Consider the following 14239-nt stretch of genomic DNA (forward strand, 5'->3'; position numbering starts at 1 on the left):
CCGGTGATCGAGTTCCATCTGGACGGCCGCTCGGGCGTCTCGCCGTACCTGCAGCTCGTCCAGCAGGTACGGCAGGCCCTGCGGCTCGGCCTGCTGCGCGAAGGCGACCAGCTCCCGACCGTCAAGGACGTGGTCGCGAGCCTGGCGATCAACCCCAACACCGTGCTCAAGGCCTACCGGGAGCTGGAGCACGAGGGCCTGGCCGCGGCCCGGCCCGGCGTCGGCACCTTCGTCACCAGGACGCTGACCGACGCCTCGCTGGCCGCGCACGCCCCGCTGCGCAGGGAGCTGCGCGCCTGGCTGGCCAAGGCCCGCATGGCCGGACTCGACGACGAGAGCATCGAGGCCCTGTTCATGAACACCTTTCGGACCGCCGCTCAGGAGGACATAGCATGACCGCTGTCCTGCAGGCCCACGGGCTGGGCAGAAGGTACGGCCGGCGATGGGCGCTCAGAGACTGCACCATCGACATCCCGGCCGGGCACGTCGTCGGGCTGGTGGGCCCGAACGGCGCGGGCAAGACGACGCTCCTGAAGATGGCCGCCGGCCAGCTCGCACCCACCTCGGGCGACATCACGGTCCTCGGCGGCCCGCCCGCGCACGGTCCCGGCCAGCTCGCCAAGGTGGGGTTCGTGGCCCAGGACACCCCCGTCTACGCCGGGCTGAGCGTCGCCGACCACCTCAGGCTGGGCGCCCGGCTCAACCCCGGCTGGGACGCCGGGCTGGCCCGCGACCGGATCGCCGCGCTCGGCCTCGACCCCGCGCACAAGGCGGGCAGGCTGTCGGGCGGCCAGCGCGCCCAGCTCGCCCTCACCCTCGGCCTGGCCAAGCGGCCCCGGCTGCTGATCCTCGACGAGCCCGTCGCCTCGCTCGACCCGCTGGCCCGCCGCGAGTTCCTCCAGGGCCTGATGGAGGCGGTCGTCGAGCACGAGCTCAGCGTGGTGCTCTCCTCCCATCTGGTCTCCGACCTGGAGCGCACGTGTGACTATCTCGTCGTGCTGGTCGACTCCCGGGTGAAGGTGGCGGGCGAGGCGGAACGCCTGCTGGCCTCCCACCACCGGCTCACCGGCCCGCGCCGCGACGCCGACCGGCTGCCCGCCGACCAGGAGGTCGTCTGCGAGCGCCACACCGAACGGCAGAGCACCTTCGTCGTGCGCACCGAGTCCCCGATCCTCGATCCCGCCTGGACGGTCAGCCGGCTCACGCTGGAGGACCTCGTCCTGGCCTACATGGAGAAGCCCGCCGCGCCCCGCCGTCCCGTCCTGGAGGTCCAGCGATGATCTGGCTGACCTGGCGCCAGTTCCGCGGCGCCGCCGCGCTGATGGGCGCGGCCCTGCTAATCCTGACCGCCGTCCTGGTGACGACCGGCCCCCGGCTGGCAGAGGACTACGCCGCCGGGATCGCCGCCTGCACCGCCGACGGCGATTGCGGGCGCTTCTTCGACGGCTTCTTCGAGGAGAACCAGTCGCCCTTCCTGCTGCTCACCGCCGTCATCCTCCTGCTGCCCGCCCTGGTCGGCCTGTTCTGGGGCGCGCCACTGATCACCCGCGAGCTGGAGGCGGGCACGCACCTGCTGGTGTGGAACCAGAGCATCACCCGCGCCCGCTGGCTGGGCGTCAAGCTCGCGGTCATCGGCCTGGCCGCCGTGGCCGCCGCCGGTCTGGGCAGCCTCATGGTGACGTGGTGGTCGGGCCCGCTGGACAGGTCGGCCGCGGCGGGCTGGGCGCTGATGGACCCGCTGGTGTTCGGCGCGCGCGGCATCGTCCCCATGGGGTACGCCGCTTTCGCCTTCGTGCTCGGCGTGACCGTGGGCATGCTGGCGCGCCGCACCCTGACCGCGATGGCCGTCACCCTGGCCGTCTTCGCCGCCCTCCAGATCGCGGCGCCGCTGCTGGTCAGGCCGCACCTGCTGACCCCGGTCACGGCGTCCTTCCCCCTCGGCCCCGAGAACGTGGACATGTTCGGCACCCCCCGCGACGGTTCCGGCCCGAGGGTGGTCCTGGACCGGGCCATCCCCGGGCACACGGGCGCCTGGGTCCTGACCAGCGACCTGGTCGACGCCGCGGGCAAACCGGTGCGCGGCGACGAGGCCGGCGCCATCGTCCCGGTGTCCATGACCTCGGGACCGTGCGCGTCGCCCACGGGGCCGGAGGGCGAACGGGGGCTGGACGCGTGCATGGCCGAGGTCAACCGGCTGGGCTACCGGCAGCGGGCCACCTACCACCCCTTCGAGCGGTTCTGGACCTTCCAGGCGATCGAGACCGGCGCCTACGCCCTGCTCACGCTGGGCCTGACGGGCTTCTGCTTCTGGTGGATCAGGAGGCGGCTGTCATGAGCGCCAGAACCGCCGCCGCCGGGCTCGCGCTGCTGCTCGCGGCGGCCTGCACGGGACAGACGCCGCCACGGGCCCTGCCCGGCCAGACGGGCGCGAGCGGGGCGCCGGTGTGCGCGCCGCCGGCGCCCGGCGCCCCTCCCCCGGCCGAGACGCCCACCACGATCGACGTCATCGAGCACGCCTACCTGTGCATCCTGTCCACCTACTACAGCGGGGCCACGCTGGACGCGCGCACCCTGCTGAACGCCGGATTCCTCGCCTTCACCCAGGAGCTCAACCGCAGCGGGCTCGACCTCGCCGAGGCCACCATGCCGGCGCTGAGCGGCGACCGCACGGCCGACTGGGCGGCGTTCGAGAAGCTCTACCGGCGCCTGACCGACCTGCTCCCGCAGGACGCGAAGCTGCGCGAACGGCTGGCCGCCGCCACCCTGCAGGCCATCGTCGACGCCCTCGACGACAACCACGCCCGCTGGATGCACGGCGCCCAGCGCCCGCCCAGCTCCTACGACGACGAGCAGTACGGCCTGGGGCTCAGGGCCAGCCTCGGCCCCCAGGCGGGCCGCGCTCCCGGCGCCGCCCTGCCGCCGCTGTTCGTCACGGCCGTGCTGGGCGGCGCGGCCGAGCGCGCCGGGCTGCGGCCGGGCGACGTCATCGAATCGGTCGGCGGCTCGGCCCCCTTCGTCGGCAAGGACCTCACCGCCGCCGCGGTCACAGCGCTCTACCCGCGCTACCCGCAGGCCGAGCCGGTCCGGCTGCGGGTGCTGCGCCCGGACACCGGCCGCCGCCTGGAGGTGACGCTGAAGCCGGGCCTGTTCCAGCCCGACCCCGACGCCATGCGGCTCGTCACCGCCGAACGGCTCGGGAACGGCGTCGCCCGCGTACGGCTGGGCGGCTTCGGACCCGACGCCGCCACCCGGGTGCTCAAGGCGATCTCCCGGCTGAACGCCGGAGGCACGCTCACCGGCCTGGTCCTGGACCTGCGCGGCAACGGCGGCGGCAGCCCCGACGAGGTGGGCAGGCTGCTGGGCGCGTTCGCGCACGGCAAGGTCACCGCCTACCAGTGCGCCGCCGACGGCGCCTGCGAGACCATGCGCACCGACGACCGGGTCACGCTGCTCGGCCTGCCGCTGGTGGTGCTCACCGACCGGGGCTGCGCGTCGGCGTGCGAGCACTTCAGCGCCGCGGTCAAGGACCTCGGCCTCGGCAAGCTGGTCGGGACGCGGACCGCGGGGGCGGTGTCCGGGCCGGCGCGGCCGTACCTGCTGAGCAACAACACCATCCTGTCGTTCCCGTCGAAGCACCACCTGGCGCCCAACCGCGAGGTGGTCGACCGGGTGGGCGTGGCGCCCGACCACCACGTGCCGCTCACTCCGGAGGACGCCGCGGCCGGTCGCGATGCCGCTCTGGTCAAAGCCCTGACCCTGCTGCCGGGAGGAAGTGCGTGATGAGCGTGAAACCGCTGCTGCGTGGCGGGCTCGCCGCGGGGCTGTTGGTGCTGGCGGTCTCCGCCTGCTCGCCGCCGGTCGCGCCCCGCTCAGCCGCCGCCTCCGCGGCGCCGTCGAAGGCGAGCGGACCCGCCGCGCTGCCCGCGCCCACCGGCACCCGGCCGGTGGGGGCCGCGGTGCTGCACCTGAAGGACCGGTCCCGCCCCGATCCCTGGGTCGCCGAGGAGAAGACCAGGCAGCTCATGGTCACCGTGTGGTACCCGGCCGCGGGGCGTTCCGGGCGGGCGGCGCCGTACATGAGCGCGAAGGAGTCCGAGCTGGTCCTGAAGGGCAAGCGGGTGTACGGCTCGCCGTACGACCTGCTGAGCAGGACGCGCACGCACGCCGTCGCGGACGCGGCGCCGGCCGGGCGGAGGGCGAGCCTGCCGCTGGTGGTGCTCTCCCCCGGGTTCACGATGCCCAGGAGCACGCTCACCGCGCTCGCCGAGGACCTGGCCAGCCACGGCTACGTCGTGGCGGGGATCGACCACACCCACGAGAACTACGCGACGACCTTCCCCGGCGGGCGCGTCGCCGACTGCGTGGCCTGCGACAGCGACTCCGACTTCGGGTTCGGCACGAAGGTGTCCGGGATCCGGGCGGCCGACGTGTCCTTCGTGCTCGACCGGCTGACCGGGGACGGCGCGGCGTGGAAGGGCTCCTCCCTGATCGACCCGGACAGGATCGCGATGGTGGGGCAGTCCATGGGCGGGGCGGGGGCGCTGGCGGCCATGGTGAAGGACCGGCGCGTGCGCGCGGGCGTCGTCATGGACGGCACCACCTACGCCCGCATCCCCAAGGGCGGGCTGGCGCGGCCGGTGATGTTCCTGGGCTCGGCGGGCCACCGGCCAGGAGGCCGCGACATCTCCTGGGACCGCGACTGGAAGCTGCTGACCGGCTGGAAGCGCTGGCTCGTGCTGCCGGGCGGCGACCACCAGTCGTTCACCGACGTGCCGTTGCTGGCCGGGGCGCTCGGCATGGAACTGCCGGGCTCGCTGACGGCGGCCCGGTCGGCCGAGCTGACCCGCACCTACGTGCGCGCCTTCCTCGACCGGCACCTGCGCGAGGAGCCCCAGCCCCTCCTGGAACGGCCCTCGCCGCGCCACCCCGAGGTCACCCACTGCGCCCCGGCCACGAAGAGCTGCGCCTGAAACCCCGCTCCCTCAGTCGTCGTGGTCGGGGTCGAACGAGGTCGGCTCGGCGGGCAGGGTGTAGCGCTCCTCGATCAGCTTCCTGACGCGCTCGCGCCCGAGGGTGCCGTCGTCCGCGCCGTCGTCGCCCTCCACCCGCGCCACCGCGTCCGCGAGCTGCTCGTCGCGGATGCTGGCGCGGATCCACGCCGAGTAGTCACCCGCGCGCAGGTGGTGCAGCCAGGTCTCGTCGTCGACGCCGTCGGCCAGCTCGGCGAAGCTGTGCAGGTTGCGCGCCCGCAGCCGCAGCTTGTCCTGGGCGCCGGTGAAGTAGAAGCTCTTGTCCTTCGACATCGTGCCTTCGGCGTACTTGCGGCGGTGCCGGGTGCGCTCCGCCTCCCCGGGCCGCAGGGTCAGCCGGATCGCCTCCTGCCCGACGGGCCAAAGGGCGATCTGCCCGGAATCCTCCTGTCCGGGCGGCAGATCGGGCCGCTCGTGGCCGAGGGCGTCGGCGAAGGCCCCGAGCGTGTCCACCTGGCCCTCCCCCACCGCCACACACTGGTCGACCAGCCGCAGCGCGTCCGGGCTCAGCGCCTCCGGGTGCACGGTGATCATCAGCAGCGCTCCGATGTCGGCCGCGTCCTTCAACGGCACCCGTTGCAGCTCGGCGGGCATGAGGTGGTGGGCCTCGTCGACCATCAGCCAGTGCGGATGTCCCAGCCTGGCCCGCATGCTGGCCAGGCGCGGAAGCAACTCGGCGAAGTATCCGGGCCGCTCGCGCAGCGGCATCCCGATGAGGTTCACCACGACGCTCTGCTCGGGCTGCTCCAGAATGCCGAGCACCTCGTCCATGCCGGGCGGCTGGTGCGGGTCGCCCAGCACGTTCATGGCCTCGAACTCGGCGTAGTCGCCCTCCGGGTCGACCACGACACACTGGTGTCCCGCCTCCAGCAGCCGCTCCAGCAGCGCCGTGGTGACCGTCGACTTGCCACTGCCCGACGGGCCCGCCACGACCATCCCGCTCCCGTACGGCGGCAGCCGTACCTCCTCCTCGTCCTCCCGGTGACCCAGCAGGACGGCGTGGCGCTCGATGGCGTACTCGTCCAGCTCGCCCGACAGCAGCATCTCGGCCAGTTCGGCCACGCCCTGGCCGGCTTCGTGGCGCAGCACCAGGTCGCAGCGTTCCTTGAGCGCGGGCAGCGCGTTGGCCACCGCCACGCCGCACTCGGCGAAGCTGAGGAAGGCGTGGTCGTTCTCGGCGTCGCCCACCGCGGCCACGTTGTGCGGGGACAGGCCGAGCCGTTCCAGCCCGGCGGCCAGGCCGCTGGCCTTGTTCACGTTCGGCGGCAGCACCATCACGGCGCCCTTGTTGTAGATCACCTGGGCTTCCAGCCCGAGCTCGCGGATGGCGGCCAGGACCTGGGTGTCGTACGGCTCGCGGGTCGCGACGATCACCTGCCCGACGCCGAGCGGCGTGACGCCCTCGGCGCGCAGCCTGTCGACCAGCGCGGCGGGCAGCGGCTCGGCCAGCGGCTGCGTCGTGCGCTGGGCGGGATCGTGGAGCACGCCGCCGTTCTCGGCGATGATCAGGTCGAACAGGTCGCGCTGCGGGAAGACCTCCAGCAGGTCGTCGAGCTCCCTGCCGGTCACGAGCAGCACGAACATGCCCGCCCGCGACAGCCGTTCCAACGCGTCGATGGCCTCCTCGCTCACGTGGCCCTTGCGGGCGAGCGTCTCGTCGTAGTCACATGCCAGCGCCTTGTACCTCATGGCGTCGCCCCTACCCAGGCCGGGCCGTACGCCTCAGCCCGGCGCGGAAAAGTTCCTTGAACCCCTCAGCCGACCACGAGGCGGTGACCGTCCCTGCGCAGCGCGGCCAGCGCGTCCTCGGCGTGGTCGGGGCCGCGGGTCTCCAGTTGGAGCTGCACCTCGACCTCGTCCACGTCCAGCCCGGATCCCACGCGCTCGTGCACGATGTCCAGCACGTTCACCCGCAGCGCGGCCAGGTCGCCCAGCAGGGCGGCCAGGGCGCCGGGCCGGTCGCGCAGCAGCACGCGCACGGCCAGGTAGCGGCCGGCCGCCGCCAGGCCGCGCCGCAGCACGCGGGCCATCAGCATCGGGTCGATGTTGCCGCCGGACAGCAGCACCACCACCGGCGGCTCGAACGCCCCCGGGTGGGCCATCAGCGCGGCCACGCCGACGGCCCCGGCGGGTTCGACGACCTGCTTGGCCCGCTCCAGGCACAGCACCAGCGCCTTGGAGATCTCCTCCTCGGTCACGGTGACGACCTTGTCCACCAGGTAGTGGATCAGCTCGAACGGCAGGTCGCCCGGCCGGCCGACGGCGATCCCGTCGGCGATCGTCGGGTACGGCTCCAGCAGCACGGGCCGCCCCGCGGCCAGCGACGGCGGGTAAGCGGCGGCCCGCTCGGCCTGCACGCCGACCACCCTGACGCCGGGCCGCAGCGACTTGGCGGCCAGCGCGAGCCCGGCGGCCAGTCCGCCGCCGCCGATGGGGACGACGATGGTGGCGGTGTCGGGGAGCTGGTCGAGGATCTCGACGCCGATCGTGCCCTGGCCGGCGACCACGTCGGGGTGGTCGAAGGGGTGGATGACGACGGCGCCGGTCTCGGCCGCGTGCTCGTGCGCCCTGGCGAGGGCCTCTTCGACGCTGCGGCCGCCCAGGCGCACCTCGGCGCCGTAGCCGAGGGTGGCCTCGACCTTGGGCAGCGCGGCGCCCTCCGGCATGTACACGGTGGCCTTGGTCCCGACCAGCCCGGCGCCGAGGGCGACGCCCTGGGCGTGGTTGCCGGCGCTGGCCGCGACGACGCCGCGGGCCCGTTCGCGCTCGGTCAGCCCGGCGATGCGCACGTACGCCCCGCGCGCCTTGAACGAGCCCGACCGCTGCAGGTTCTCGCACTTGAGATGGACGGGGCCGCCGGCCAGGTCGGACAGCACCCGCGAGAACAGCACGGGGGTGCGCGCGGTGACGTCCGCGAGCAGTTCCCGGGCTGCGAGGACGTCGTCGAAGGAAACCTGCGGACCGGTCATGCGGGCAAGTCTCCCACCGCCGGCCCGCGCCCGATCACAGCGACTGGGCGAAACGGAAGAGCCCGCCGGGGTCGTAGGCGGCCTTCACCTCCCTCAGGCGCTCCAGGCTCGCCCCGTGGTAGGCGGCGGGCCAGTCGGTCAGGTCGGCGTCGGGGTAGTTGGGGTAGACGCCGCGGGTCCAGGGAGCCAGGCGCGCCCAGGAGTCCCGGAGCCAGGCGTGGGCCTGCCGCCTGCGGGCATCGGTGGCGCGGAAGCCCACCTGGACGGACTGCTTGAGCAGGAAGCGCGGGGTGCGGTGGGCGAAGGCGCCGCCGGTCGCGCGGGCGATGGCGCCGCCCCAGGGGACGAGCTCCAGGTCGCGGATCTCGCCGTAGACGCGGCCGGCGGCCAGCCGTTCCAGGAGGTCGTCGATGGCGGCGCGGGGCAGCCTGCCGGGCAGGAAGCCCGACTTGTTCAGGCGCAGCCCCGGGCGTTCGCCCGGCGGCAGGGCGGTGACGGCGCCCGGGCCGCCGGCGGCGTAGGCGTGGTGGCGGGCGGCGGCCGGGCCGTCCAGCGGGGTGAGCGTCACCTTCTCCAGCTCGGGCAGGGCGGCCAGGACCTCGCGGGCCCGGTGCTCGGGTCCGGCGACGACGCCGAAGAGCACGGCGTAGGGCTCCTCCTCCGGTTCGTCGCCGCAGATGACGGCGATCTCCAGGTTCACCTCGCCGGGCGCCTCGGGCAGGTGGTCCTGCCAGGTCTCGACGAGGTCGGCGGCGCGGGCGTACGGGCAGGTGGCCTGGACGGCGGTGACCGGTACGGCGGGCCGGGTGCGCAGCGTGACCTCGGTGACGGCGGCGAAGTTGCCGCCGCCCGCGCCGCGCAGCGCCCACAGCAGGTCCGGCGGCGCCTCGACGGCCCGCCCGTCGGCCAGGACCACGCGGGCGGCGAGCAGGTGGTCGGCGCCCAGGCCGTACAGGCGGCTGAACACGCCGTAGCCGCCGCCGAGCACCGCGCCGACCACGCCCACGTCCTGGCACCAGCCGCACGGGACCAGGCGGCCGTGCGCGGCGAGGATCTCGGCCAGCTCGCCGACGCGCACGCCCGCGCCCACCCTGACCTCCTCCGCGCCGACCTCGACGGTCTTCATGGCGGACAGGTCGACCAGCAGGCCGGTGGTGGAGGAGTGCTCGGCGAAGCTGTGACCGCCGCCGCGCAGCGCGAACGGCAGGCCGCGCGAGCGGGCCAGGTCGAGGGCGGCCACGACGTCTGCTTCGCCGGCGCAGCATGCGATCAGGGCGGGCAGGTCCTCGGTGAGCGTGCCGAGGAAGGGCTTGCGCCTGGCCTGGTAGCCGGGCTCGCCGGGGCGGATCAGCCTCATCGGCGGGCCGCCCCGCCGGTCTGCAGGGCGTACAGCTCGGCGTAGCGGCCGTCGAGGGCCAGCAGGTCCTCGTGGGTGCCCTGCTCGGCCACGCGGCCCCGGTGGAGCAGGACGATCAGGTCGGCGTGCCTGACGCTGGTCAGGCGGTGGGTGATGAGCACCACGGTCCGCTCCCCCGCGATCTTGCGGAGCGTCTCGTACACGGCGTACTCGGCCTTGGCGTCCAGCGGCGCGGTCGGCTCGTCCCAGATGAGCAGGGGTCCGTCGCGGAACAGGCCGCGGGCCACCGCCAGGCGCTGCCACTGCCCCGCCGACAGCTCGTGGCCGCCCCTGAACTGCTTCGACAGCAGCGTCCGCCAGCCGCCGGGCAGCTCGGCGACCACGCCGTCGGCGGCGGCGAGGGCGGCGGCCTCGCGCAGGGCGTGGTCGTGCGGGTCCAGGCGGTCGTGGCGGCCCATGCGGACGTTGGTCCTGGCGTCGTGCGGCCAGCGCAGCGGGTGCTGCGGCACCAGGACGACCCGGTCGGCGAGCGAGGCGGGGTCCAGGGTGGTGGTGTCGAGGCCGTCCCAGCGCAGCACGCCGGTCGTGGGCCGGTAGAGGCCGGCCAGGAGCCTGGCCAGCGTGGTCTTGCCCGAGCCGTTCTCGCCGACCAGCGCGATCGTCTGGCCCGCGTGGATGGTCAGGTCGATGTCGCTCAGGGCCGGGCGCGGGCCGCCCGGGTAGGTGAAGCCGACGCCGTGCAGGGTGAGGCGTTCCGGTGCGCGGGGCGCGGCCGTACCGCCTGGGGGGACGCGGCGCGCTTGGGCGTCGGCGAGGAAGTCGTGGTAGTCGGCGACGTACATGAACTGCTCGAACAACTGGTTGGCGGCCTGGGCGAGCTGCTTGAGCGCGCCCGCGGCCACCCGCACGGCGATCACGGCCGTGCCGGCCGCGGCCAGGGCGATCCACCCGGAGTGCAGCATCAGCCCGAGCACGGCCAGCACCCCGGCCATGGCCAGCCCGCCCGCCGCGCGCCCCGCCGTCCTGACCCTGGCCATGGACAGGCCCACCCGGGTCTCGGTCGCCCGCAGGACCTCGGCCACCTGCCGGTACTCCTCCAGCACGTACGGCTGCGCCTGGCAGGCCCGCACCTCCGCCGCCGGCTCGCGTTCCGTGGCCAGGTCGGCCAGCATGTCGACGCGCCGGTTGAGCGTGACCATCTCGCGCATGCCGCCGTACCCGTGCCGGGCCGCCCTGAGCACCGCCCACGCCTCGGGCAGCACGCTCAGCACGAGCAGCGGCACCAGCAGCGGATGCAGCACGGCCAGCCCCGCGGCGGCGGCCGTCACCCCGCAGGCGGCGCCGATCAGGTCGATGGTGTTGGACACGGCGCGGTCCAGGTGGAACAGGCCGCGGTCGCGGGCCCGGTGCAGCCCGTCGTAGAAGTCGGCGTCGTCGAAGTCGGCCAGCCGGACGCCGAGGGCGGCGGCGAACAGCCGTTCCTCCGCGGCCCGGCGCAGCGCGGGCTCCAGCCGCGCCCTGGCCAGCTCGACCGCGGCCTCCGCCGCCGCGCGCAGCGCCACGATCGCGGCCAGGAGCGCGAGGCCGGGCAGCGCGGCGGCCAGGCGGTCCGGCGTGGCGCCGGCGGCCAGCAGTTCCTCCAGCACCGAGGCGGTGGCCAGCAGCCCGCTGGCCGTCGCGACGCCTGCGGCGAGCTGCAGGGCGAGGATGACCAGCGCGGGGCGGCGCCCGCTGTCCCAGATGAGGCGCACGACGGGCGCGGTCAGCGCGGGCAGGCGGCGCAGCGTGCGCCGCGAGGCCGGGTCGGGACGGTCCAGGTGCCAGTAGGGCGTGACGAGGTCATCCTCCACGCGATCTCACTCCAGGTCCGGAAGCAGGACGGACGGCAGCGCGCTGCCGGGGTGGGCGCGCAGGAGCTGGTAGGCGACGCCGCCGAGGCCGGGCAGCAGGCCGGGCGCGAAGGCGTCCCTGGCCAGGCCGCTGATCGGGCCGTTGGTCTCCAGGCTGCCCAGGATGTGGGCGAGCAGGCGCTCGCGCCCGACCGGCGCGACGCCGGCCGCCCGCGCCCGCTCGATCACCTCCCAGGAGCCGAGGTCGCCGTGGCACAGCGTGTGGTTCCAGCCGGTGCCGTCGGCCCAGCAGGACGCGGCGGCCCTGGCCAGGCGGTCGCGCCAGAGGTCGCCGCCGTGCCGGGCGAGCTGGTCGGCGGCCACGATGCCGACCCCGCCCGCGCCGTGGCACCAGGCGGCGGCGGTGTGGCCGTCGCCGCGCAGGTCGAGCCAGCCGCGCTGGTGCGGGTCGTAGAGCGTGTCCTCGTAGGCGAAGGCGGCCTCGGCCAGCTCGCGCCGCTCCGGCAGCCGCGACAGGGCCCAGCCGATGCCGGTCGCGCCGTGGGCGAGGCCGCCGAGCCCCTGGGGGAAGCGCGGGCCGGGCCAGCAGACGCCGCCCGGCCGACGCTCGGCCAGGTCCGCCAGGCGGGCGCCGACCGTCTCGGCCAGCTCCCTCCAGCGGGACTCGCCGGTCCGCTCGGCCAGGCGCAGCAGCGGGACGACGGCTCCGGCCATCCCGGACAGCAGGTCGTAGGCGTCGTCGGCGTCGATCGCCGCGGGCAGCAGCTCCGCCAGCGCGCGGGCGCGCTCCAGCGCCTCCTCTCCCACGGCGCCGAGCGAGCGCAGCAGCAGCCAGCCCCACACCTGCGAGGCGAGGCCCAGGTAGGCGCCCGGCGGCTCGGGCCGCAGGGGGATGCCCTCCTGGCGCTTGTCCGCGTCGCGGTCCTCGGCCAGCCTGATGGTACGCAGCAGCGCCGCCAGCAGGCCGGGCAGCTCCTCCACGGGGTTCGCCCGGCCCGCCGCGCTCTCCCTCTGGTAGGCGGCGACCAGGATCGCGACGCCGTGGGCTCCGCCGTACAGGTCGGCGGCCAGGGGTTGCACCGCCCAGCCCGTGGGGGTGAGCAGGGGCGTGATCCAGGTGACGGTGCCGTCGCCGCCGCGTACGGCGCTGTCCAGCACGCCGCGCAGGATGCCCGCCGCGGCGATCCTGCGGCGCGTCTCCAGCCGGTCGGTGCGGATCACGCCGGGCGAGAGCCCCTGGTCCTCCGGCATCCAGCCCTCGTTGAGGTAGGCGCTGACCAGGGCCGCCTGCGCCACCCCGCGGTCCAGGGCGTGGTCGCGAGCGCGCCAGCGGGTCAGGGCGGCGGCGACGAGATCCTGCTCGGGTCCGCACCGGGTGCCGCCGGGGCCGCGCAGCATGCCCACGCGCGGCGTGGTGTCGAACATCGGGATGTCGCCGTGGCACAGCTCGTCCACCTCTGCGGCGATGATCGCGGCGTCGCCGGGCGCGCCGGGCACGTTGCGCGACATCGTGGCCAGCAGGGCGGCGGCCTTCTCGCGGGCGGCCTTCTCGTCGTGCAGCGCGACCGGGTGCCAGAGCATGCGGCCCAGCTCGGCGTAGGACTCGGTGGAGCGCAGCACCGCGCGGACCGGGCAGTCGGCGAAGCCCGCCAGCAGCGGCTCCAGCTTGCCCGAGCGGTCCAGGTCGGCCAGGCGGGCGTCGAGCTCGTCGAACCCGGCGATGATCGCGTCCCAGTAGTGGCCGAGCATCGGCTCGGGGCTCGGATGGTTGGCCGCGGGGGGCAGCTCGACCAACTCGGTGCCCATGCGGGGGCTGTCGGTGCCGGCGCCGAGCACGACGGGCAGCTCGACCCTCGGCTGCTGGCCCGGCAGCGCTCCGGCGGCCGACATGTCCACGCCCCGCCAGCCCAGAGCCACGCCGCGGCCCGGCAGCAGGCCGGTGCGCATCACCGAGGCGTCCACCAGCTCCACGGCCAGGTCGACGGCCTGGCCGTAGCCGGAGGGGCGGGCCCTGGCGTGCGGGGCGAACAGGCTCTCGCAGTCGACGACCACGGGCTGGGGGCCGGCGGCGATGACGTTCTCGGCGTGCAGGTCGCTGCCGCCGAGCAGGCGCATGAGCGCCAGCCAGTGGCCCATGCCGGTGTAGAAGGCGCGGAGTTCGGCCTCGCCCGAGCAGTGGCGGTGCCCGATGTGCTCGGCCCAGCCGTACTCCTGCCTGGTCACGACCCTGGGCACGCGCATGGTGGTCACGCCGAGGTGCGTGAGCAGCTCGGCCAGCGCGGCGTCCACGGCCAGCGAGCGCGGCTTGTAGATCACGCGGCCGTCCGCGCCGCGCAGCAGGACGACGCTCTGCCCGCCGCGGTGGCTGTCGCCCGCGCCGAACTCGACCTGCTCCAGCTCGCCCTCCGGCGCTCCCGGCAGCCGCGCGAGCGCCGCCCGGTCGGCGGCGAAGCGCGTGGCGAAGCGGTGCGCGGCCGCGCACCGATTGCGGATCACGGTCGCGATCCGCGCCGCCATTCCCGGGTACGGCCCCGCCAGCGCCTGCCAGAACGCGGGCCCGGCGACGACGGCCTTCCACTCCTGCCAGCGCTCTTCCGAGGTCGCGGCGCGCAGCCGTCCGGACAGGCGGGCGGCGTTCAGCTCCAGGACCAGGACCCGGGTGATCTTGCGGCGGACGTCCTCCTCGACGCAGCGGGCGGAGGCGGCCAGGATGGCGGCCCGCTCGGCCGCGGCCAGGCCGGTGAGCGACCCCAGCCGGGCCTCCAGACCGGCCAGCGGCGCCGCGATCAGCGGGTCCAGCGGGGGATCGAACTCACCGGCCATGTGCTCAGCAGCAGTAGCGGGTACGCGAGCCCGAGCAGGCGGTCCCGCACTTTCCGGAGTGGCCGGGGCCGGTCATGGTGATCTCGGACTCCACGTACAGGCCGGGCAGCAGGGGGCCGACGGGGCTGTCGGGCTCCTCGCCGGTCCTCCAGGCCAGGATGATCTCTTCGGCCTTCTCAAGCGTGACGGTCATGCTTGCTCCCTTCTCGG

General features: G+C 75.0%; 11 protein-coding genes. 5 read left to right on the forward strand and 6 right to left on the reverse strand.

Annotated elements, in window-relative coordinates; genetic code table 11:
- The first annotated feature begins 3 nt into the window (after positions 1 to 3).
- From ACIBEJ_RS07670 to ACIBEJ_RS07690, 5 genes are read left to right on the forward strand one after another with little or no spacing between them, the layout of a single operon-like run.
- Positions 4 to 396 carry a GntR family transcriptional regulator gene (locus ACIBEJ_RS07670; RefSeq protein WP_397181811.1) on the forward strand — a complete coding sequence of 131 codons (393 nt, stop codon included), beginning with the start codon at positions 4 to 6 and terminating at the stop codon, positions 394 to 396.
- Entirely contained in the window at positions 393 to 1280 is an 888-nt protein-coding gene (locus tag ACIBEJ_RS07675) for an ABC transporter ATP-binding protein (protein ID WP_397181812.1), read from the forward strand. Before ACIBEJ_RS07670 ends, ACIBEJ_RS07675 begins: the two co-directional genes overlap by 4 nt.
- On the forward strand, positions 1277 to 2335 hold the full coding sequence (locus ACIBEJ_RS07680) for an ABC transporter permease (RefSeq protein ID WP_397181813.1): 1059 nt from the start codon (positions 1277 to 1279) through the stop codon (positions 2333 to 2335). The genes ACIBEJ_RS07675 and ACIBEJ_RS07680 overlap by 4 nt, the downstream gene beginning before the upstream one ends.
- Positions 2332 to 3780, forward strand: coding sequence for a S41 family peptidase (locus tag ACIBEJ_RS07685; protein ID WP_397181814.1), 1449 nt, complete (start codon positions 2332 to 2334; stop codon positions 3778 to 3780). Before ACIBEJ_RS07680 ends, ACIBEJ_RS07685 begins: the two co-directional genes overlap by 4 nt.
- Entirely contained in the window at positions 3780 to 4970 is a 1191-nt protein-coding gene (locus ACIBEJ_RS07690) for an alpha/beta hydrolase family protein (protein WP_397181815.1), read from the forward strand. The genes ACIBEJ_RS07685 and ACIBEJ_RS07690 overlap by 1 nt, the downstream gene beginning before the upstream one ends.
- 12 nt (positions 4971 to 4982) lie before the next feature.
- Here the strand turns inward: ACIBEJ_RS07690 and ACIBEJ_RS07695 are convergent, their stop codons facing one another.
- The 6 genes from ACIBEJ_RS07695 to ACIBEJ_RS07720 all read right to left on the reverse strand — a co-directional run bounded on the left by ACIBEJ_RS07695 (position 4983) and on the right by ACIBEJ_RS07720 (position 14222).
- A complete protein-coding gene (locus ACIBEJ_RS07695; protein ID WP_397181816.1) occupies positions 4983 to 6719 on the reverse strand; it encodes an HAD-IIB family hydrolase in 1737 nt (578 codons plus the stop codon).
- 65 nt (positions 6720 to 6784) lie between these two features.
- The gene (ilvA, locus tag ACIBEJ_RS07700; RefSeq protein ID WP_397181817.1) at positions 6785 to 7999 is read right to left on the reverse strand and encodes a threonine ammonia-lyase; all 1215 of its coding nucleotides are present in this window, start codon (positions 7997 to 7999) and stop codon (positions 6785 to 6787) included.
- 34 nt (positions 8000 to 8033) lie between these two features.
- Positions 8034 to 9356, reverse strand: coding sequence for an FAD-binding oxidoreductase (locus ACIBEJ_RS07705; protein WP_397181818.1), 1323 nt, complete (start codon positions 9354 to 9356; stop codon positions 8034 to 8036).
- A complete protein-coding gene (locus tag ACIBEJ_RS07710) occupies positions 9353 to 11206 on the reverse strand; it encodes an ATP-binding cassette domain-containing protein (protein ID WP_397181819.1) in 1854 nt (617 codons plus the stop codon). The genes ACIBEJ_RS07705 and ACIBEJ_RS07710 overlap by 4 nt, the downstream gene beginning before the upstream one ends.
- A 6-nt stretch (positions 11207 to 11212) precedes the next feature.
- Entirely contained in the window at positions 11213 to 14029 is a 2817-nt protein-coding gene (locus ACIBEJ_RS07715; protein ID WP_397181820.1) for a type 2 lanthipeptide synthetase LanM family protein, read from the reverse strand.
- Positions 14030 to 14033: 4 nt separating this feature from the next.
- Complete coding sequence (locus ACIBEJ_RS07720; RefSeq protein ID WP_397181821.1) at positions 14034 to 14222, reverse strand: DUF6229 family protein; 189 nt, start codon at positions 14220 to 14222, stop codon at positions 14034 to 14036.
- Positions 14223 to 14239 lie beyond the last annotated feature (17 nt).

The organism is Nonomuraea sp. NPDC050790 (genome assembly GCF_044456745.1).
Lineage (GTDB): Bacteria > Actinomycetota > Actinomycetes > Streptosporangiales > Streptosporangiaceae > Nonomuraea.